Source organism: Photobacterium aquae, from assembly GCF_001029445.1.
Taxonomy (GTDB): Bacteria; Pseudomonadota; Gammaproteobacteria; order Enterobacterales; family Vibrionaceae; genus Photobacterium; species Photobacterium aquae.
The window spans coordinates 117,209-137,175 of sequence record NZ_LDOT01000014.1 but is presented as its reverse complement, the minus strand read 5'-3'; the positions used below and the strand labels follow the sequence as shown (position 1 = coordinate 137,175).

At 45.6% G+C, this 19,967-nt stretch carries 17 protein-coding genes; 7 read left to right on the top strand and 10 right to left on the bottom strand.

Annotated features, from left to right (window positions below):
- The first annotated feature begins 35 nt into the window (after positions 1-35).
- Both ABT56_RS12115 and ABT56_RS12110 read left to right on the top strand, forming a co-directional pair.
- The gene (locus ABT56_RS12115; protein ID WP_053062468.1) at positions 36-2,684 is read left to right on the top strand and encodes a hybrid sensor histidine kinase/response regulator; all 2,649 of its coding nucleotides are present in this window, start codon (positions 36-38) and stop codon (positions 2,682-2,684) included.
- Positions 2,685-2,894: 210 nt separating this feature from the next.
- Positions 2,895-4,469 carry a methyl-accepting chemotaxis protein gene (locus tag ABT56_RS12110; RefSeq protein ID WP_157037838.1) on the top strand — a complete coding sequence of 525 codons (1,575 nt, stop codon included), beginning with the start codon at positions 2,895-2,897 and terminating at the stop codon, positions 4,467-4,469.
- A 147-nt stretch (positions 4,470-4,616) separates the two neighbouring features.
- Here the strand turns inward: ABT56_RS12110 and ABT56_RS12105 are convergent, their stop codons facing one another.
- On the bottom strand, positions 4,617-6,266 hold the full coding sequence (locus tag ABT56_RS12105) for an ABC-ATPase domain-containing protein (RefSeq protein WP_047879127.1): 1,650 nt from the start codon (positions 6,264-6,266) through the stop codon (positions 4,617-4,619).
- A 184-nt stretch (positions 6,267-6,450) separates the two neighbouring features.
- On the opposite strand from ABT56_RS12105, the gene ABT56_RS12100 reads away from it, so the two are divergent.
- Positions 6,451-6,690, top strand: coding sequence for a hypothetical protein (locus tag ABT56_RS12100; protein ID WP_053062467.1), 240 nt, complete (start codon positions 6,451-6,453; stop codon positions 6,688-6,690).
- Positions 6,691-6,829: 139 nt separating this feature from the next.
- Here the strand turns inward: ABT56_RS12100 and ABT56_RS12095 are convergent, their stop codons facing one another.
- From ABT56_RS12095 to ABT56_RS12085, 3 genes are read right to left on the bottom strand one after another with little or no spacing between them, the layout of a single operon-like run.
- Positions 6,830-8,167 (bottom strand): ATP-binding protein, encoded by a 1,338-nt coding sequence (locus ABT56_RS12095; protein ID WP_047879126.1) that lies wholly within the window; start codon positions 8,165-8,167, stop codon positions 6,830-6,832.
- Complete coding sequence (locus ABT56_RS12090; protein ID WP_047879125.1) at positions 8,157-8,816, bottom strand: response regulator transcription factor; 660 nt, start codon at positions 8,814-8,816, stop codon at positions 8,157-8,159. Before ABT56_RS12090 ends, ABT56_RS12095 begins: the two co-directional genes overlap by 11 nt.
- Positions 8,813-9,157, bottom strand: a complete 345-nt coding sequence (locus ABT56_RS12085) for a PepSY domain-containing protein (RefSeq protein WP_047879124.1) — start codon at positions 9,155-9,157, stop codon at positions 8,813-8,815. Before ABT56_RS12085 ends, ABT56_RS12090 begins: the two co-directional genes overlap by 4 nt.
- A gap of 155 nt (positions 9,158-9,312) precedes the next feature.
- On the opposite strand from ABT56_RS12085, the gene ABT56_RS12080 reads away from it, so the two are divergent.
- Positions 9,313-11,199, top strand: coding sequence for a methyl-accepting chemotaxis protein (locus ABT56_RS12080; protein ID WP_047879123.1), 1,887 nt, complete (start codon positions 9,313-9,315; stop codon positions 11,197-11,199).
- Positions 11,200-11,526: 327 nt separating this feature from the next.
- Positions 11,527-11,796: a hypothetical protein gene (locus ABT56_RS12075; protein WP_047879122.1), complete on the top strand. Its 270-nt coding sequence runs from the start codon at positions 11,527-11,529 to the stop codon at positions 11,794-11,796.
- Positions 11,797-11,884: 88 nt separating this feature from the next.
- On the opposite strand, the gene ABT56_RS12070 is transcribed toward ABT56_RS12075, so the two are convergent.
- Complete coding sequence (locus ABT56_RS12070; RefSeq protein WP_169753906.1) at positions 11,885-12,649, bottom strand: DNA ligase; 765 nt, start codon at positions 12,647-12,649, stop codon at positions 11,885-11,887.
- Between the two features lie 353 nt (positions 12,650-13,002).
- Positions 13,003-13,770 (bottom strand): MaoC family dehydratase, encoded by a 768-nt coding sequence (locus ABT56_RS12065; RefSeq protein WP_047879121.1) that lies wholly within the window; start codon positions 13,768-13,770, stop codon positions 13,003-13,005.
- A 522-nt stretch (positions 13,771-14,292) separates the two neighbouring features.
- On the opposite strand from ABT56_RS12065, the gene ABT56_RS12060 reads away from it, so the two are divergent.
- Together ABT56_RS12060 and ABT56_RS12055 are read left to right on the top strand one after the other, a co-directional pair.
- Positions 14,293-15,414 (top strand): serine hydrolase domain-containing protein, encoded by a 1,122-nt coding sequence (locus ABT56_RS12060; RefSeq protein WP_240478301.1) that lies wholly within the window; start codon positions 14,293-14,295, stop codon positions 15,412-15,414.
- A 25-nt stretch (positions 15,415-15,439) separates the two neighbouring features.
- Positions 15,440-15,673 (top strand): alternative ribosome-rescue factor A, encoded by a 234-nt coding sequence (locus ABT56_RS12055; protein ID WP_047879169.1) that lies wholly within the window; start codon positions 15,440-15,442, stop codon positions 15,671-15,673.
- Between the two features lie 48 nt (positions 15,674-15,721).
- Here ABT56_RS12055 and ABT56_RS12050 read toward each other — a convergent pair whose 3' ends face one another.
- From ABT56_RS12050 to ABT56_RS12035, 4 genes are all read right to left on the bottom strand, one after another.
- A complete protein-coding gene (locus ABT56_RS12050; RefSeq protein ID WP_047879120.1) occupies positions 15,722-16,165 on the bottom strand; it encodes a DUF2753 family protein in 444 nt (147 codons plus the stop codon).
- Between the two features lie 19 nt (positions 16,166-16,184).
- Positions 16,185-16,799: a superoxide dismutase gene (locus ABT56_RS12045; RefSeq protein ID WP_047879119.1), complete on the bottom strand. Its 615-nt coding sequence runs from the start codon at positions 16,797-16,799 to the stop codon at positions 16,185-16,187.
- 138 nt (positions 16,800-16,937) lie between these two features.
- Positions 16,938-18,344, bottom strand: a complete 1,407-nt coding sequence (locus tag ABT56_RS12040; RefSeq protein WP_047879118.1) for an amidohydrolase — start codon at positions 18,342-18,344, stop codon at positions 16,938-16,940.
- Positions 18,345-18,547: 203 nt separating this feature from the next.
- Positions 18,548-19,960 (bottom strand): MATE family efflux transporter, encoded by a 1,413-nt coding sequence (locus tag ABT56_RS12035; RefSeq protein WP_084722237.1) that lies wholly within the window; start codon positions 19,958-19,960, stop codon positions 18,548-18,550.
- Positions 19,961-19,967 lie beyond the last annotated feature (7 nt).

The window sequence follows — 19,967 nt, the reverse complement described above, 5'->3', positions numbered from 1 at the left end:
CTGGACAAATCATAAACTTTGATCAAGGAGCGATAATGGGGATTTTAAATCGATTCTCCATCAAGATGAGATTGATGTTGCTCGTGGTGCTGCCATTGGCTTTTTCGGCAGTTTTTGTTGGGATGGAGCTGTCACATCTATATAGCAAGGTGAATACACTGAGCACCTTGAATAGCAGGATTGAGCTTCTCAAAGCCAATTCAAATTTTGCGATGTCGGTACATACACTCAAGGAGAGTGTACTGGCCGGAGAGCAAACCAGCGCAGCAGTCGTATCGGCTGGCGCAATAACACGCTTCTCTGAATCACTGAATAGCGCATTCTCACAACAATCGCAGAACCCGCTGGTGGGCGTGACCGATGAGATGAATGAGCTTATTGGTGATGTTGGTGCGATGGAGCCTGCAGATATCAATGATTGGTCCGATTGGGGGTATGACATCATTAGCCAGAATTTGATCGCGTTGGAGCGGGCGAGGCAGTCTATTTCTGATCCAGAAATCGAGCAGAAAGTCTCGATTTTGTACCAGTTGCAATGGCTTCAATTATGGGCTCAACAGGAGAACTGGTATATACAGCTAATCAGTCATTTCCCTGAACTGGTTGAAGAATATCAGGATCAACTGGATACTCTCATTGGTAACCAGCAACTGATCATCGAACGTTACCTCACCATTGATGCCACTCCCGCCCAGATTGAATTGCTCAGCGAGACGTTTTCCAATCCGGTATTTACTGCCAGTTACCAGTATAGAGAAGCTATTTTTGCTGGTGATATGGATAGAATGGCCGATCCGAATATGATCACAACACTTAATGAGCGGTTTGTTCTGTTACAGAGTGTTGTCAATGAGATCAGCCGCCAACTCGCAAGTGATATTACGGAGTCCTCACAGGCTGCGACAACATTGATTTGGTTCTATCTGTCAGTGATTGTGGCTTCATTAGTTGTGATCTTGTGCCTTGGTACCAATGTTATTCAACGTATTGGTTCGTATCTTGATCGCGTGCTGAAGGCGATGGGGCGCTTGAAAGACAGCGCAGAAGAGGACGCCAAGGTTCTTGTTGACGGTAATGATGAATTTACTCAGTTTAGCCGCAAGCTTAATCATTTGATCGATGAGCGCATTCAAAGCCAGGCTAACCTGATTGCGGCAAAAGATGAGGCAGAAAAAGCCAACGTAGCCAAAAGTTCGTTTTTAGCCAACATGTCACATGAAATCCGTACCCCGCTAAACGGGATTATTGGGATGTCGGGGATTTTGGCAGAAACAGATTTAACCCCATCACAAGCGGAATATCTTCAAACGATAGAGACTTCATCACAAACCTTGTTATTGCTGATTAATGATATTTTGGATTTATCAAAGATCGAGTCCGGGAATCTGGTATTGGCCCCTAATGAGTGTAATGTTGCTGAAATTGCCTATGACACCATGACGATTGTTTTGGCCAAAGCGGCGACCAGTGGGTTGGACTTGCAGGTGAACCTATCGCCTTCTGTGCCGTATTTGGTTATGCAGGATGAATATCGCTTACGGCAGGTATTGATGAATCTTATTTCCAATGCGGTGAAGTTCACCCAGCGAGGGGCGGTATCTATAGAGGTTGATTATCAATCTCTTGATAATGGGCAGGCCCGGTTGACTTTAGCCGTTGTTGATACCGGGATCGGTATTGCCAAGGATAAACAGAGTCAGGTGTTTGCGCCATTTACTCAAGAGGATGGCTCGATAACCCGTCAATTTGGCGGTACAGGATTAGGGCTGGCGATTTGCCGTCAATTGGTGGAGTTGATGGGCGGGGAAATCAAGCTTCAATCTGAGAAGGGGATAGGCAGCCGATTTTATTTCACAATTGATGTTGATGTAGTTACTCCGGTTAAGCCCGTTGTTGAGAATTTCACACAGCGTAAAGTGTTGCTTCTTGATGAAAGTGGCCACTATGGGGCGGTGATCAAAGACGAGTGCGAACAGTGGGGGCTTGGGTATAGTCAAGGTTCTATGGAGACTTTATCACAAAGAAATCCATCTGATATTGATGTGGTTGTTTATTGCCAGCAGGCGCTAGGGAAAACATTGGACCATATCAAAGTGATTGAAAAAATACTCCCTGACGTGCCTGTGGTGCTCGTGGTTAGCCATCGGGATGAGCAATATGACTTTGGTAATAATGTTGATGGTATTTTAACTTATCCATTAATGGGCAAGCGCTTTGTTAAGGCGATGACTAAGGCTCTTGCCAAACGTGACAGCAGTAAAGTGGTTCCTATTCCGGCGACGGTTGATGTAAAGGCAAGTAGCAAAGATCGGGTATTGATTGTCGAAGATAATGCCGTTAATCAGAAAGTCGCTTCGCTATTTTTGAAAAAGGCCGGCTTCACTTTCGATATTGCTAACAATGGGCAAGAGGCGGTTGACCTGTTCAAGCAAAATAAAAACTACAGCGCCATATTGATGGATTGCATGATGCCTGTCATGGACGGTTTTACAGCAACAGAGCAGATTCGGGCATTTGAGGCAGAGAATGACTGCCCGTCAACGCCTATTATTGCTTTGACAGCCAGTGTTTTGGACGCTGATATCAATAAATGCTATGAGGTGGGAATGGATGATTACGTAGCAAAACCGTTCAAAAAAGAGGTGTTACTTGATAAGTTAGAGGCATATGCACAACCGGCTTGATGTATATAAATTTGGCTAAATCAGCTCAAAAAGGAATCAAACGTTGATGTTGATTCCTTTTTTACTATTAAAAATCAATAAATAAGTTGTTTTCCCTGTCATAATGGCTATTGGCATAAAACACTGCTACGGAATGTTGTATTAGGTATATACCGTTGACTTGATGCACTTTGCAGTAGTGTAAAAATACAAAAAAATAAAGTGGCTATTATGACCAAAATTTCAAAACAGCTAAATTCAAGCCAAGGACAGGAGAGGGATTATCCTGATTCTTACAACCTTATATCGACAACGGATCCCCATAGCCATGTGACTTATGCAAATGAGTCATTTTGTGAAGTGGCGGGCTATGATGCAGAAGAACTCATTGGGCATCCACATAATATTGTTCGCCATCCAGATATGCCGAAGAAGGCATTTGGCCAGCTATGGCAATATATCAAGTCAGGCAAGAGCTGGATGGGACTGGTTAAAAACCGTTGCAAAGATGGCGGTTATTATTGGGTTTCTGCCTTTGTCACGCCAATAACAGATGGTAAAGGTCAGGTCATCGAATATCAGTCTGTACGTAGTCGACCGGAAAAGGCGACGGTTGAAAGGGCTGAACAAGCTTATCGTCAAATGGACAGCCAAACCTCTATTCGTTGGCGTTGGTCTCAAGGACGTGTTCTGCTGGGCTTGATTGGTGCCGGTCTGGTTGGCGTGGTCGCTGGTGGTCTTACACAAGGTTTCGATTGGCCAACAGGTTTGGGCGTCGTGGCATTGGGGGGAGCGTTGGCTCTGCAAATTCATGCCCAGCAGCGGATGAGTCAGCTCCGTTTATTGGCACAAGATGCTTACCATAACCCGACCATGGAGCCCATCTATACCGGTAAATATGACGATTATTCGCCTGTGGAACTGGCTTTGAAAATGCGCCAATCAGAATTGCGAGCAATTGTCGGTCGAGCCAGTGAGACTGCGGGTGATATTTTGCTTTCGGCTGAGGATCAATTTGCCCAATCGCAAAATGTGAAGTCAAACCTGCATCATCAAACATTGGCGACAGAAGAAGTCAGCGTTGCGATTGGCCAGATGGCCGCCTCAGTCAAAGAGGTGGCAGAGAGTGCCGCCAGTACCTCGGCGATGACCAGTCATGCCCAACAACTGGCTGCAGATGGACAAAGTCGAGTGGATGAAACGATTGACTCGGTGAATCGCCTGTATCAGGAGCTAGATGCATCCAAGGAAGTTATCAATGCACTGTCGGATAGTAGCCGTCAAATTGAAGGTATTCTGGATGTGATCGGTTCTATTGCCGATCAAACTAATTTGCTGGCACTCAATGCTGCGATTGAAGCCGCGCGAGCAGGTGAAGCCGGACGTGGGTTTGCGGTGGTTGCAGACGAGGTGCGCTCGTTGGCGCAGAAGACGCAAGCATCAACCGGTGAAATCCAGACGATGATCGCCCGTCTTCAACAAATTGCAGGGCAGGCCGTGGCAGCTGTTGAGCGCGGTGGTGAGCAATCGAACCATTGCCGCAATCAGGCGGAAATGATGGGCGAGCAGCTTGAGGCGATCAATCGGGTTCTGGATCAGGTGACCGACAATAGCCATCAGATTGCTGCTGCTGTAGAAGAGCAAGTGGGGGTGAGTATGGATATTTCCCGTAATGTCGATGCGATTAATGCCTTGGCGGCCGATAATGCGCACACCAGTGACCAGTCGGTTGAAAGTACCCGTTTGTTGGTGGAACGTTTGGAAGGGCTTAAACGTTTGATGATTCAGTTTCAGCGAAAGTCATAATCAGGAATACCAATTGTTGTAAATAATGAATCATTCTAGTTTGTTCAACCATTATTTATGACTAGTTACTTACGGTGATTGGTTTTACATTTCCTGTTTACGAGCCAATAAAAAAGAGCACGCATTGCGTGCTCTTTTTTGTATCGTTTATTTGAACTCAGCGCATCGCATACGGTTAAGAACCGCCATGACTTCGAGAACACGAGGTTTAGCTATATCGCCGTAGTTTGGCATAGAGCGGAACCATTCATCGTTGCACAGCATACGGGAGAAGGTTTTGCTTGGTGCCTTTTCCCAGCCTTTTTGTTGTGCAAGTTGGAACCATAGCCAACCAATTGCGTGTAGTTGGCTAGAATCGGCAACCTGCTCAAGGGCTTGTAGATCGATAAACTCACGGCCAAAACGCAGAGAAGATTTGTCTTTTACCTGAATACGGAATTTGCCGTCTTCAAGCATGGCTTTCAATCCTGCGCAGTTGAGTTTGCGGGTACGTGGCTGCTCAATGGCGCTACTGCCTTCAAGTTGACGGCGGGTAGGGTGAGATTCAACAACCTGCTTCGCTTTTTCTGTTACATCGATGGCTTCGTAGTTATGCATTTGGATAACAGTATCGGCAACGTCCAAGTAGTCACCAGAACCGCCCATAACAAGCAGAATTGAAATACCAAGCTGATCACGTAGCAGTGAGATCCGGTCAACAAGCGGTGTGATTGGCTCATCATCTTTGGCAATTAGAGCCTGCATGCGCTCGTCGCGGATCATAAAGTTGGTTGCAGAGGTGTCTTCATCAATTAACAGGGCTTTAGCGCCTGCTTCGATAGATTCCTGCAGCCATGACGCCTGTGACGTTGAACCTGAAGCATTTTGAGTGGAGAACATGTTGGTGTCCTTACCCATCGGCAAATTGCTGATATACGGGGAAAGGTCAACATTGTGTACACAACGGCCATCTTCGGCACGGATCTTAGCGGCATTCTCATCGGTAACGATATATTCACGGCCATCACCAGGAATATGGTCGTAAACCGAACTTTCGATCGCGTTGAGCAGGGTCGACTTACCGTGGAAGCCACCACCAACAATCATTGTGATACCTGTTGGTACACCCATACCGCGAATGGTACCGCGATGTGGTGCTTGAAGCTCTACAGCGAGATTGTCTGGGCTGGTAAACGGTAGTGCTTCCGGAAGAGGAAGATCGCTATTACCAGCAAGACGCGGCAGGATACTGCCGTCTGCGATAAATGCCATAAGCCCTTTATCGGCAAGTTGCTTACGCAGGGATACTTGGTCTTCAATGGCTTCACAGTGACGCTTCAGTTCGTCAATAGGTAGCTCGCGCGCGATGGTTGCACGACGAATAACCTTAGGCATGGTATGTACGAACAGGTTGGCTGTTTTCTTTGCAATGATCGTACGGCCGTCAGACGGCAAGTTGATGCGAAAACGCAGCTCGATAGCATCGTCATCAAAAACAACGGCGGTACGGTCAAGAACGGTTTGGCCTGGACGATCAATTTGAATTTCATTGATTTGCTGCGCCAATTCATTGAAGTAGCGAGCAATAAAATCTCGGGCTGCACGTTGATAGTCGGCAGACTGGTCTTTTAACCATTCGAGGTCAGTGAGAGACCACTTGCGACGGGCACGAACGCGCGACGCTGGGGCATAGGGATCGGACTGTGTGATGTCGATGAAGAAATCGAAGTCAACGAAGTGGTATTCACCGCGCAGGCTCGAATAGCTGCGATAGTTATGACGGTCAATTTTTTGTAGTTTTGCTTCGAGTAATTGCATGTCGCCTCGATACCTTCGTGAGATTTTTCCGGGGGCGGGATTCTACACCAAACACATTGAATAAGCACACAGATTGCTTGATTCAGCCGTATTTTTTCACCTACCTAAGTCTAATATACCCGTGCCGCGTCGTGATGATAGATTAAATATTTTGCGGTGCTTCAAGATATAGGGAGGACACGCCGTGTTGCAGATTGGCTTGATGGTGACGGAGTATGTGTTGGTGGCAGTAGGTTTGTCTATGTTGGGACGTGGGATCTATCTTTACGGTCACCGTACCCGTGATTGGTCTGGTATTGCCAAGATGTTCTACCAGCGGGTAGGGATGTTGGCCGGTGAATATAGGTGGTATCAGCTTGGCGTTAGTGTTTTTGTTCTGGGAGTGGTAGTTAGAATAGTCAACTTGATGTTATGGCCTTCTTGAGAGCCTCCAAGCTTGTTAAGCAACGAGAGTATATATAAAACTTGTTTGTCGTTATTTGTTTCGGTGAGAAGATCCAATACAGATGGAGGCTGTTGTGGCAGCTTTCCTCGCGGATATCGATTGATATCCGCGCGAAAGACTATTGACGAGGCTTAGGTAAAGTCAAAGTGACTTTTAATCCACCAAGGGCGCTCTTGCCCAGAGTCAATTTACCTCTGTAGCTGTGTGCCAATTCGCTGGCGATATTTAGCCCTAGGCCAGTACCTGGCGTTGTTTCATCAAGCCGTACGCCCCGTTTTAGTACAGAATCAAAATTATCGACAGGAATTCCAGGACCATCATCTTCCACGATGATAGCGAGGGTACGGGGGGTCTCATCGGCCAAATGTACGCGGATTAGGCTATTTGACCATTTGTATCCATTCTCGATCACGTTGCCGATGATCTCATCGAGATCCCGCTTTTCTACAGCTACTGCCAAATCGCTGTCTAGTTCGTTAACTAAAATGACTTCTCTGCTGGCATAGACTTTATCCATCGCCATAGAAATGGCATCTACACGCGCAGAAGGTGTTGTTTTGGCTGCGAGGATATTGGCTGCCCCAGCCATTCTTGCTCGGCCTAAGTGATAATCAATATGCTGTTGCAATTGCTGCAATAGCGGAGAGAGTTTTTGTTGTTGCGACTCGGGTAAATTTGCGACTTCGTTGTTGAGTATCGCGATTGGGGTCTTTAGCGCATGCGACAAGTTCCCCGCGTGATTTCTGGCACGATCAAGCAGTTCTTGATAATGAAATAATAAGGCGTTGAGATCATCTACGACCGGGCGAATCTCAGCAGGGTAGTTGCCAGTTAGCTCAGTGGCATTGCCCTCACGGACATCTTTGAGACGGGCTTGTAGTTTCTTGAGCGGCCAAAGCGACCAAGAGACTTGAGCCCAAATCAGTAACAGGATACCTCCAACCATAGTCGCAAGCATTAACCACAAGCCGTGGGTTAGTTTGGTGATGGTATGCAATAAATGATCTTGGTTAGCAGCAATGCTTAATTGAACCGGTTCGTCGATCTCAGGAAGGTAAAACTGACGAGAGATCACTAGCAAAGATTGGTTATTCGGGCCATGAAAGCCTTTTTTCTCGTTACCGGTAATGCGGGTATCCCATAACGAACGAGATCTCAGCTCTTGATCGGTGACTTTTAGCGTCCAGTATAATCCGCTATAGGGTTGCTGAAAGCGGGGATTTGAGAGAATGCGGGGCTGAATTAGTTTACCGTTGCTATCAACTTCGGTTTGAGCGGTTAGTTCATCCATATAGATATAAAGCTGTTGTTTTTCTTGGTCGACAAGATAGCTTTTGATGAACTGGGGAACAAGATACCCTGCTGCGAGAGCAATAGCCAAAAGCCAAACAGCCGCGGCAATAAGCAAGCGGCTGCGAAGGCTTGGAAGTGGTTTTGCCGGTGACTTAATCGCCATTGATACGATACCCTAGACCCCGAACGGTTTTGATAACGTTAGTACCAATTTTTCGACGGATGCGGCCAATGAAGACCTCAATGGTATTTGAATCGCGGTCAAAGTCTTGTTTGTAGATATGCTCGACCAATTCTGTACGCGAAATCACTTTTTCGGCATTGTGCATCATATATGACAATACTTTGAATTCGAGCGCGGTAAGATCAACCGGCGTGCCGTTGTAACTCACATTTGACGAGCGGGTGTCGAGGCTAAGACCACCTACCTGAATGATAGGGGATGCGTTGCCTGTTGAACGGCGTACTTGCGCGCGAAGTCGAGCTACGAGTTCTACCATCTGAAACGGTTTTGTTAAGTAGTCATCAGCCCCAGCATTCAGGCCTTCTACCCGTTGGGTCAGTTCTGTACGTGCGCTGAGTATAATGACAGGACAGGCGACTTTTTCATCACGTATGCCACGAAGCACGGTAAGGCCATCTAGTTTTGGTAGGCCCAGATCAAGCACGATGGCATCCCATGATTCAGAAGTGGCACGATACAGTGCATCGATACCATCGCAGGATAGCTCTGCTACCCAGCCGCTTTGTTCTAGTCCGGCAACAATTTGGTTGCCTAATGTCATTTCGTCTTCGACGACGAGCACTTTCATTGTTCTACCTTTATGATGTTTTCTAAACCGCGGCCTTTAATCTCAATCATAGAGAGCGATTTGGCTTCGTACTCAACACGGATAATACGGTTATCAGGTGCGAGCAATTTGAGTTCATAGACCCAAATGCCGTCATCTTCCTCCAGCTCAACTTTGATGATGCGTCCATGCAATTGTCGCGCGACGGTTTCCTGCAGTGAAGAGTAAGGCTGGATTAGACCTTGCTCCACGGCATGCATAACGTCGTCATGATCTTCCTCTATTTCTAGCTCGACAGCGGCGAAACTTAGTGAGGAAAACAATAGCAACAGGGCTGTGATGATAATCTGATTCCTATTCATGTTACCTAGTCTAATCAGTCGAAGATGAACCGAGAGTGAATAAATGGAGGCTTAACTCGGAAAATCAATTATTGATAACACTGTAAATTATAGCTATTTGTCTGTATTTGAATTACGTATAATCTTTTTACTCGTTTTTTGAGCAAGGGAAGATTATGCAATTCACATTAAAATTAAAACTATTGTTGTCGAGTTTTGCTGCGATTTCTATAACCGTAGTCGCATTGGGCGCTTTTTCTTATTTATCGATGAAAGATCAGCTTTGGAAAGCGATTGAAAGTGAATCGACAAATACTTCTGTTGCGGTGACGAAGGGGATTGGTGATTGGCTTAATGCAAAGCGTGATGCTGTAACGGCCACGGTCAATACGATAACAGAAAAGAATACGCAAAATGTTGTTACTCACCTAAAGCAGACTTTGGTATCAGGTAATTTCAGTTTGGCATTTTACGGTAATGCGCAAGGTGAAATGTATCGTCATGATCCGTCATTGAACCGTGCTGGTTATGATCCTCGTACCCGGGGTTGGTATCAGTCTGCGCAGCAGGCTAGGCGTGACATTGTCACTGCTCCATATATGAGTCATACCATGCAAACATTGGTAGTGACCCTCGCTGAGCCTGTGATGAGTAATGGGGCTGTGCGCGGGGTTGTCGGTGTTGATTTGGCTCTGGGGGATCTGATGAAGGATGTGCTGACCATTCCGGTACAGGGAGATGGTTATGCGGTGTTGGTAGATATGGATAATCAGGTCATTGTTGCGCACCCAAACGAAAAAATGGAGCTCAAGCCAATTAGCGATCTGGGTTTGTCGATGGGTCAATTACAACAGGCGATTAGCGGAAAAGGCTTTTTCTTCTCTCAGTTTGATGGCCGCGAACGTGCTGTAGAGATACAGGCAGTTCCCGATTCTGGCTGGGCGCTGTTGATGGTGATGGACAAGTCTGTGCTGGAAGCGCCATTAGCTGACGTGGTATTTGATATTACTTTGATTGGGTTGATGATCCTTGCTGTTGCCTGCGTATTTGTTGGTTGGTTGGTTAACCGGCAGCTTCGCGAGCTTAACCATGTATCTGATGCATTGGCGGATATTGCCAATGGTGAGGGTGATTTGACCGTACGCATTGAAACGAAAACACAAGATGAAGTCGGTAAGTTGGCTGCGAATTTTAATCAGTTTGTTGAGCGCCAACATGCGATGGCGAGCAAGTTGCGGGACATTGCTGTTGAGTTGAATAAAAGTGCAGAAGTTGCAGCGGAGGCAACGGTTCAACGGACTCACAATATTCGCCAACAACAAGATGAAATTACGATGGTTGCCACAGCCGTGACCGAGATGGCAAGTGCTACGCAGGAAATTGCCGGTAATGCGGAAAATACGGCAAAGACAGCAGAAGAAGCCGTATCGATGGCAGGAGAGGGGCATCGTCAAGCTAGTCAGAGCCAAAATTCGATTGGTAATCTTGCTAACGAAGTCAATAGTGCATCGGGGATCATTGGTGAACTCAAAGAGCATGCTCTTAAAATTAGTACGATTCTATCAACGATCCGGGATATCGCCGAGCAAACAAACTTATTAGCGTTGAATGCTGCCATTGAAGCTGCGCGAGCCGGTGAGCAAGGCCGGGGTTTTGCAGTCGTTGCTGATGAGGTACGTGTGTTGTCACAGCGAACGCATGTCTCAACGGAAGAGATTCAAGCGATGATTGAAACGCTGCAATCCACAACTCAGCAAGCTGTATCAGCAATGGGTGAGAGCCACAGGTTGGCACAAACCAGCGTGACGGATGTTGATGCGGCAGGAAGTAGTATTACGTCTATTGCCGAGCAGATTAATGTGATCAGTGATATGGCAACGCAAATCGCGTCTGCTGCCGAAGAGCAGTCCAGTGTAACGGCTGAAATTAGTCGCAATACTGAAGGGGTACAAGAGGTCGCGAATCAAATGGCAGATGAAGCCATTGCTGCGGCACAGCAGGCAGAAACGTTAAAAGTGTTGGCCAATCAATTAGAAGTCGAGGTACATCGATACAAGTTGTAATGGTTTAACTCTGCTGAATTCAAATGTAGCCGCCTAATTAATTAGGCGGCTTTTTTTATAGGTAAAGAAAATTTTATTGTTTATTTCAATGCCAGTAATGTTTTAAGGCGAAAGCTGTTGTTATGTTTCATTGCTATTTGATTTTTTATGAAACATCTCGAAAAATGGCAAAAATATATTGTTAATAACTGAATGGAAACCATCAGTCTTGTATTTTAAATACCTGTTCCATTAAGGCGTAGGATACTTTGTTTGTAGAATGTTCGATGAAAACAGAGCTTTGCCTTTGAGTGAGAGTATATTGACAGGATACGTTTTGAGGAATGCATGAAATATAAACTATTATTGTTAGGGTTGTTATTGTCAGTGTCTGGCCAAAGTGATGCCATTGATAATGAGAAGAGTGTCGATATCGAGTATGAAAAAATAGAAAAAGAAATGGCACTCGTGGAGTTGGAATGGGAGAGGCTATTTGCATTGGAAGAACAAGGCATCATTATTGATCAAAAGGAATATGATGCGTTGACAGAGAAGCAACAAACGCTAACCAGAAAAAAACTGCTTAGACAGGCAGGAAAGAATACCTCAAGCAAGTAATAATAGCGTTACAGTGAGTATTGATGGGTGTGTTTTATATCCTTTTGGCTGTGAGTGGTGATAAATAATGTTTAGGCGTGAGTTGTATTTAGCTATCAGGGCTAGGCCGCAATCGTACATATCGGGCAAATCTAGGTATGCCGCTGTTAGTGAACCCGTTATGACGGTATTGGATAAAACTACCGAGCGGAGGCGGGTTTTGCCGATCGTCGTCTGAAAATCCAGTGCCAATCTTAAATTTGATATTGTCGCTAGTGATTACCCAAATTGCCCCCATCATACCTTTGTATTTTCCATTGCCAGGCTCATAGCCAATAACAATGGCTTCGTTATCGTTATGGTGTTTAAACTTCATCAATGCAGGGCTTTTACCTGCTGTATAGAAATTGTTTTTGTTATGCAGCATTAGTCCTTCCCCACCTAGAGCGATCACATTTTTATGCCATCTCTCTAATTCGGTTATACTGCCAAGCTCACGTTGGGTGGCTACTTCAATGAAAGGTTGGTTTAATGTCTTCGCATGTTCTTTTAATAAAGAAAGACGATGGGAAAAAGGCCCTTGAACATTTGGCATATCAAATAACATGAATTTGATGTTGAGCCATTGGTTTGAATTTGGATATTTGTCTAATACGGTTCGTGTGACTTGTTGAAACTGTCCTCGTCCTGCCCATAATTCACCTTCTAGCATAATATCTTTTGGGAGTGCGGCAATAAACCAGTCTGGTGCCGAGATTGTATTGCCTTGGCGGGTGACGAGAGAGGTGCCTGTCCAAATAGCTCGAATACCGTCAAGTTTTTCGCTGACATAGAATTCTTTGATGCTTGGTGAATGCTCTAAAAATCGTGCCATTTTGTGTTGATCCATGCCTGTAGCATGCATCAAGTTAATACCAGAAATTGTCTGGCTGTGGGCGGCGCTAAATGGGCTAAGAGCTAGAGTTACAAGTGCAGCTATTTGACTAATAGTAAAAGAGCGTATTCGTTGGGATGGCATTGTATAGAGAACCGACAAAGAGTACATGGCCTAAAAACTAGGACTTATCTTCGAAGGTGCAAAATAGTATTATTTTTTTCGCCTGTAAAATACGAGGCAGTTTCAGTAAATATGTAATTTGGTGGGGCAGTATGATGGGAAATGTGAACTACAGCGTCATGGTAGTGATTGGCCACTCTTTAGAGAGCGGCCAATGATATCACGGCGGATTAGAAGTGTAATTGAATAACCGATTCTGCTACACAGCCTGGGCGGCGTACGCCTTCGATTTCAACCCTAAGTTCTTGAACAATTTCTAGACCACGTTTAACAGGGGTTACCGCTAGAATACTGGTAGTCGCGCGAATACGATTTCCTGATTTAACAGGGTATGGGAAACGAATTTTGTTAAACCCCATATTCACGGTCATTTTAGCTGTCGGGAATTTTTGCTTTGATGGGTCAACACTGTCAGTAAGTACAGATAGCAGTGATAGGGTCAAAAAACCGTGTGCTACTGTCGTTTTAAACGGGGACTCTTCAGCGGCTCTATTTGGATCAGTATGGATCCATTGGTGGTCTTCTGTGACATCAGCAAACTGATTGATGCGCCCTTGATCGACAAGCAGCCAATCGCCGGTGTGAATGATTTGGCCCAGCGTGTCGGTGAGTTCTTGGTAGAGTACTTCAGCTTCTGGCTTCATGGCAGCGACTGCAGCCGGAGTCTGTACTGGTGTATTTTGAATTTCTGCAGTATTCACTTGTTTTTCTTTATTTATAGCCGCTAAATGGCTGGTTGTTTCGGAGGTCTGCACAACAGCGTCATCATTGGATGCAGTAGCGTGACTGCCAGCAAGCTGTACGATTTTTGATTTGTTTGTTTTTGTAACAAAATCAAGCCAGTGTTCACGTAAAGAAGGAGATAGTAGCTCCTTTAAGTCAAAGGAATGCCGGGAAAATTCTTCACGTCTTTGCTTAATAAAATCGACAACTTTCATGCTGGTGACCTTCTTAAAAAAACGCTGTAAGCGATATCAAGGCGATATATTGTAACGTTTAATTTTAAATTGAAAAGACAAAATGTGTTCCAGATCTCGTTGTGATAGTGGTCAGATGAGTGATTGTCTTTTTATATCAGTTGGTTAGTGTTGTTGCTGGATTAGTGCAAAAAATCTAGCTCTGATTGTTGAAGGGTTCTTTTTAGGAGTAGAAATTGTCGATGATTAATAGTTTTAGCTTACAGTTGTGCTCTGGAATATTTCTCAATAGCAATTCAGCGTACATATGTACTATTAATTAGCTCAATGTTCAAAAGCTAAAAAATAGTATTTTATTGAAGGATGCAAAAAATTCTCAGTATAAATGCCAGCATAATATCGTGATGAAATAGATGTAATTCATAACGCTAAGATATTGAGTCTACAGCGAGGTTGTTAGGGGGATCGTCTCACTAAAGAGCCAAAGCTCCAAGCGGAAAGAGCTAGGCTTATCCTGTTGCACTTAGTGAGGTGGTAGTCAACATGAGGGGCTGGCTTGTCGGTTGTATGGCTATATTGCTCTGTGTGTCAGCAGCTGTAGCCGCGCCTAACGATGACATTGCTATAGAGCTAGATCAATATGTAAAACAAGCCGTAAAGCTCGGGTTACCCGGTGCATCCTTGGCTGTTGTCATTAATGGCGAGATTCGGTTGCTACGTGGTTATGGTGTCCGGAAGCGGGGGGGGAAGGAGAGGGTCAACTCGGCGACGGTTTTTCCATTGGCTTCGATATCGAAGACATTTGCTTCTGGGGCGGTGTCGATTTTGGTCAACGACAAGTTGATTGAATGGGATACCCATGTTGTCCCTTATCTGGATGATATTGTGTTTAGCGAGCCAGAGTTAGGGAAGGATGTTACTCTTCGGCATGTCTTGTCGCATACAACAGGTTTAGTTCCTCAGGCATATTCTGATTTGCTGGAGGACAATGTCAGCTACAGCCGGATACTGGCAATGCTTGATAGGGTCAATTTCGTCTGTTCGCCGGGCCAGTGTTATGGTTACCAGAACATTGTTTACAATTTTTCTGCTGATATGTTGGCTCTGGCATCGGGTAAAGATTATCCCACGTTCGTCAAAGAGCATATTTTTGTTCCGTTGAAAATGGATCAGGCCTCTTTTGGCATCGAGGGGTATAAGGAGGCGGAGAATCGGGCCTCGCCACATGTCAGGGTTAAAGATGGTTGTGCTGCAGTGAAACCGGCTCCTTATTATTACCGTGTCCCCGCCGCCGCGGGTGTCAATGCGAGTGCGCAAGATCTAGCAAAGTGGATGCTCGCCCAGTTTGGTTATTACCCGAGTGTACTGCGGCCCGATTTGCTTGAGATTATGCATAAGCCTCATATAAGGGCTAATCAGTATCGTTATCGCGCTAAGTTGAGCAATGTGTACTATGCATTAGGCTGGCGAACTTTTGAATATGCCAATCAGCCAGGGTTTGTTCATCACGGTGGTTGGGTGCGAGGGTTTCGTACCGAAATGGTATTTAATCGTTATACAAAGACCGGTATCGTATTGCTAGCTAATTGTGAAACAAAATTTGCTCGTGAATTTGTTCTTTACTTTCTAGACCTTTATCGTCAGCATTATGGGCGAGATGGTTAAATATAAATCAAAAAGGTTGGATTATATGGCTAAGAAACGTAAGCAATATGCGCAAATAGATGATGACGGAAAGGTGTTGTCATCAACTCCGGTGATAGAGACAGAAACGGGCCGCGGTACAGTGAGAGACAATGCTTTGAAAGCAGTTGTAACCAGTTCGCTCTTTAGAACGCGAGTTGTAAAATCTAAAAAAGGTAAGGGGAGTTTTGTAAGAAAAGACAAACATAAAGGACGAGAGTCCTATTCAATGGCGGCTTAAGAGCATTCATTGTATAGGACTTTTTTCCTCTACATCTGCGTACCACGTTCAATGCAATTTAAATTTGGCAATGAGCTCGCATTGATTAGTGAGACTCATATTTTCAACCTGTTTGGCCACTATCGGGTTTGGGTGCCGTTTTAAAAAAGCGATCAATGCTGACTTGCAACAGCCCAGTGATGACATGAAACTCTCGCAATGTGCTCTAGGGCATTGGGGGATCAGTGTCATAATTTGCTCAGATGCCAATTGTAGGTATTTGAGTTCGTATTCGACATCGCCTTGTTGTTGCCAAAAATTCGCTAGATTGTGGCATGACATGACTTTTATAGTGAGTAAATCTTCCAGCTCTTCTGTTTGGAAACTTAGTGGTTCAAGCTGCTGAGATTCAGCTAGAGCCAGTTGGTAATGCACAACCGCCATTAGAAAGTCGTTACTTTTAACGGCATTATCAGCCAGCAAAGTATGTTGCTCCCACCGTGATGTGTTCATCGCGTTTTCTTCTCCGTAATCATTGGGTATGAAGGCTGTCGATATAGTGTTGTTCGACTTGCTGCCAATCCACCACATTCCACCATGCCGCAATGTAGTCTGGGCGTTTGTTTTGGTAGTTGATGTAATAGGCATGTTCCCAGACATCGAGAGCTAGAATGGGGATACCTTGTTTGTCGGCAACGTCCATGAGCGGGTTGTCTTGGTTACTGGTGGTCGTTATTTCAAGCCGGCCTTCAGTAACGATTAGCCAGATGAACCCTGATCCAAAATGGTTGGCAGCGGCTTCGCTGAACTGGTGTTTGAAGTCCTCAAAGCTGCCGAAGTGGCAGTGGATGGATTCTGCCAGAAGCCCTCCCGGGAATGGACTGCCATTGGGTGACATGCATGCCCAGTAAAGGTTGTGATTGTAGAAGCCACCGCCGTGGTTGCGAATTGCAGTAGGTAATTTTGATACGTTGGCAAACAGTGCTTCTAAGCTTTCATTTGCGTAGTCACTGTTTTCGATGGCTTCAGAGAATTTATTAAAATAGGTTCGATGATGACGGTCGTAATGGATTTCCATTGTTTTCGCATCAATGTAGGGCTCGAGGGCGTCGTAGGCATAGGGGAGGGCTGGAAATGAAAATGACATAGATATTCTCCTGATTTTGTATATTCCAATCATCAGGATAATAATGAGAATCAATATCGTTATCAACCATGTCTTTTGTATGCCAATAAAAAACAGCAGCCAAATAGGCTGCTGTTTTTGAGCATGGTTTAGCAGTAGTTATTGAACAATTTCACCGCTTTCTACGACTGTTTTTCGTACAGTATCGGCAAATTTAAGAGCCTCGTTGCGAATGGCCGTTTCGTCTACAGTTAGCATGTTACGGTCTTGCATCAGCACTTTGCCGTCAACAATCGTATGTTTCACGTTGGCCGCATAGGCTGAATACACAAGTGCCGAATATGGGTTGTAGACCGGAACCATGTTAGGCGCTTTGGTATCTACGACGATGATATCAGCCAGTTTACCGGTTTCTAGTGAGCCGATTTTGTCTTCCATATGTAGCGCACGTGCCGCACCCATGGTTGCCATTTCGATGACTTTAATCGGTGGCATTGCCGCTCGGTCTTTGTTGACCAGTTTGTGAACCTTTGCAACCTGATTGAATTCATCAATGGTTGAAATGGTGTTGCCTGACATCGGCCCGTCGGTACCCAAGCCGATACGTAAGCCATCATCAAACATCTTTAGTGCTGGTGATACCCCTTTGGCTGATTTGATATTGGCACTCATATTGTGTGCGATACCGACATCATGTTTTTTCAACAGCTCGATATCGCTGTCACTGACGTTGATAACGTGTGCACCGACAAGGTTCGGTGTCAGAGCGCCGATCTGCGCCATATATTCGACAGGGCTCTTGCCACCACTGCGCTCTGCGATCACTTGGTTTTCACGCTTGGATTCTGCTAGGTGAATCATTACCGGCACATCGTATTGCAGTGATAGCTTGGTGATGGTCTGCAGTGTTTCAGTGGTGTTGGTGTAGGGGGCGTGCGGGGCAAATGCCGGGGTGATACGAGGATGGTTTTTGTATTCTTCAATGAAGTTGACGGCATACATAATACCTTCTTCGGCATTGGCAGCATCGGCAACCGGGAATTTGATGACGGTTTCACCCAGTACGGCACGCATCCCAATTTGATCAACCGTTTTAGCGACTTCATCTTCGAAGTAGTACATATCGGCGTAGGTCGTTACCCCGCCTTTGACCATCTCAACGTTACCAAGTTGTGCGCCGATACGCACCATATCACGAGATACCAGTTTCTTTTCTAGCGGGAAGATGTAGCGATGCAGGCGATCGGGCACATCATCAGCCATTGAGCGGAATACAGTCATAGAGACATGGGTATGGGTGTTGATCAAACCTGGCATGACGATATCGCCATCAGCATCGATGGTTTGTTTAGCCTTGTATTCGGCCAGATCAGAACCATCGGTGACTGCGAAGATTTTATTGTCCCTAACTGCCACTAGACCATTGTCGTATACGGTCTTGTCTTGGTCCATTGTAAGAACCGTGGCATTTTTGATCAGAAGGTCAACTTTTTCAGCCGCCAGGGAGGAAGCACTTGCTAGGCAAGCTGCCGTCATAGACACAGCAAGCAAGGTTTTTTTGAACATGAATATCACCGCTCTTTGTAGAAACTGAGCGGATAATACCTGATGCGTTTGTATTGAAAATTAGTATTGTAAACTTGGGTTTAGTTATGTGATAAAAATCACGCAAAGGTTTGCTTTTAGGGCGTTACATTATAATTTTGCTATCCAGAATCATGACGTAATGTTTGTAATGGCCGCATTTTTTGATCATTACGTTATCCCCGTCACTTTTTGCGCAGGCGATGAAACATCCATAAGGTTAGGGCACTGCTGCATATAGGTAGCGCCAGCCAAACCCCTTGGATACCAAAAAAATGTGCCAAGGAGAAGATAAACAGGGTGATAAGCACGAGTTTGCCGCCAGAGAGCATCGCAGCCTCTTTGCCTCGATTGACTGATTGGAAATAGGTCGCCCCGACAAGCAGTAACCCTTCCATTGGCAGTCCCCAGAAATATAACTGGGCTCCTTGTACCGTGACCGGCTCTAGTGACGGGTTGTGCCCGGCAAAAAGATAGACCATCCACTCTGGGAAACTGTAAATCATGCTGACCCCCAAAAGAGCGATGAGCAAGGTTACCGCAAAGGCTAAATTTCGGGTTTGTCGCACTCGGTGATATTCACCAGCTCCGGTGTTGTAACTGGTAATGGGCTGAATACCCAAAGCGATACCTTCAAAGATCAGGTAGAAGAAAGCCTCGGTGTAGCTCACTATGCTGTAGGCTGCAACGTGGATGGCGTTGCCGACCCACAGGAACGCCTTGTTGTGCAACGTCAGAACAACAGAAAGGTAGAGATACATCAGCAGGCTGGAAAAGCCGAGTTTGCATATTTGACAAACAGTATCCCAATGCAATGCCATACTTTGCCGAGTTATGCGCAATTCGGTTTTTGCCGAGAAAAAATGTTGTAGGCACAGTAGGGCGGTGACGAGTTGCGAGAGCATGGTTGCAATGGCCGCCCCGGTGAGTGCCCAAGGTAATACCACGATAAAAAGCCAGTCGAGGACAATATTGAGTATCCCGCCGAAAATCATAATGGCTGTGACGCGGTTAGGTTGGCCGTCGTTTCTGAGGAGTGAAGAAAAGGCCAGTGAGATAATGGCAAAGGTGCCTAATGCAAAATACCAAAAGAGGTAGTCTCTACCCATTTCGAGTATTTTCCCCTTGGCACCGAGCCATATCAGGATCGATTCGCTAAATGCCATTCCTAGTATACTGGTTATCAATGAGATGATTAGGCAGAGCGAAAAGGCATTGCCGACAATGCGTTTTGCCTGCTGGGTTTTATTTTCTCCCAGTTTGATTGAGACAAGTGCAGACGCCCCCATGCCAATGAGCGCCCCTAGGGCGTACAGTACTGAACCTACGGGATAGCCAAGCATGATCCCGGCAAGGCCGTCTTCGCCAATATAGTGGCCTATGAACATGCCATCGATGGCAACATAGATACCGGTGATGAGCATGGCGGCAATGGTTGGTAAGGTGTAGCGAATGAACAGGCGGATGAGGGAGTCATTTTTCAATGACAAATGCGCAGCATGTTGCTCGTTGGGGGTATCGGCAGCCCCTGTGTGACCGATAAATTCATGTTCGGTGGATTCCAATACTGGATCGGGATAAGGCTGCGGAGAACTCATGATATCG

Coding starts and splice junctions, on each gene's coding strand:
- ABT56_RS12115 (WP_053062468.1), top strand. CDS start 36: ATGGGGATTTTAAATCGATTCTCCATCAAGATGAGATTGATGTTGCTC.
- ABT56_RS12110 (WP_157037838.1), top strand. CDS start 2,895: ATGACCAAAATTTCAAAACAGCTAAATTCAAGCCAAGGACAGGAGAGG.
- ABT56_RS12105 (WP_047879127.1), bottom strand. CDS start 6,266: ATGCAATTACTCGAAGCAAAACTACAAAAAATTGACCGTCATAACTAT.
- ABT56_RS12095 (WP_047879126.1), bottom strand. CDS start 8,167: ATGGCGATTAAGTCACCGGCAAAACCACTTCCAAGCCTTCGCAGCCGC.
- ABT56_RS12090 (WP_047879125.1), bottom strand. CDS start 8,816: ATGAAAGTGCTCGTCGTCGAAGACGAAATGACATTAGGCAACCAAATT.
- ABT56_RS12085 (WP_047879124.1), bottom strand. CDS start 9,157: ATGAATAGGAATCAGATTATCATCACAGCCCTGTTGCTATTGTTTTCC.
- ABT56_RS12080 (WP_047879123.1), top strand. CDS start 9,313: ATGCAATTCACATTAAAATTAAAACTATTGTTGTCGAGTTTTGCTGCG.
- ABT56_RS12075 (WP_047879122.1), top strand. CDS start 11,527: ATGAAATATAAACTATTATTGTTAGGGTTGTTATTGTCAGTGTCTGGC.
- ABT56_RS12070 (WP_169753906.1), bottom strand. CDS start 12,649: ATGGCACGATTTTTAGAGCATTCACCAAGCATCAAAGAATTCTATGTC.
- ABT56_RS12065 (WP_047879121.1), bottom strand. CDS start 13,770: ATGAAAGTTGTCGATTTTATTAAGCAAAGACGTGAAGAATTTTCCCGG.
- ABT56_RS12060 (WP_240478301.1), top strand. CDS start 14,293: ATGAGGGGCTGGCTTGTCGGTTGTATGGCTATATTGCTCTGTGTGTCA.
- ABT56_RS12055 (WP_047879169.1), top strand. CDS start 15,440: ATGGCTAAGAAACGTAAGCAATATGCGCAAATAGATGATGACGGAAAG.
- ABT56_RS12050 (WP_047879120.1), bottom strand. CDS start 16,165: ATGAACACATCACGGTGGGAGCAACATACTTTGCTGGCTGATAATGCC.
- ABT56_RS12045 (WP_047879119.1), bottom strand. CDS start 16,799: ATGTCATTTTCATTTCCAGCCCTCCCCTATGCCTACGACGCCCTCGAG.
- ABT56_RS12040 (WP_047879118.1), bottom strand. CDS start 18,344: ATGTTCAAAAAAACCTTGCTTGCTGTGTCTATGACGGCAGCTTGCCTA.
- ABT56_RS12035 (WP_084722237.1), bottom strand. CDS start 19,960: ATGAGTTCTCCGCAGCCTTATCCCGATCCAGTATTGGAATCCACCGAA.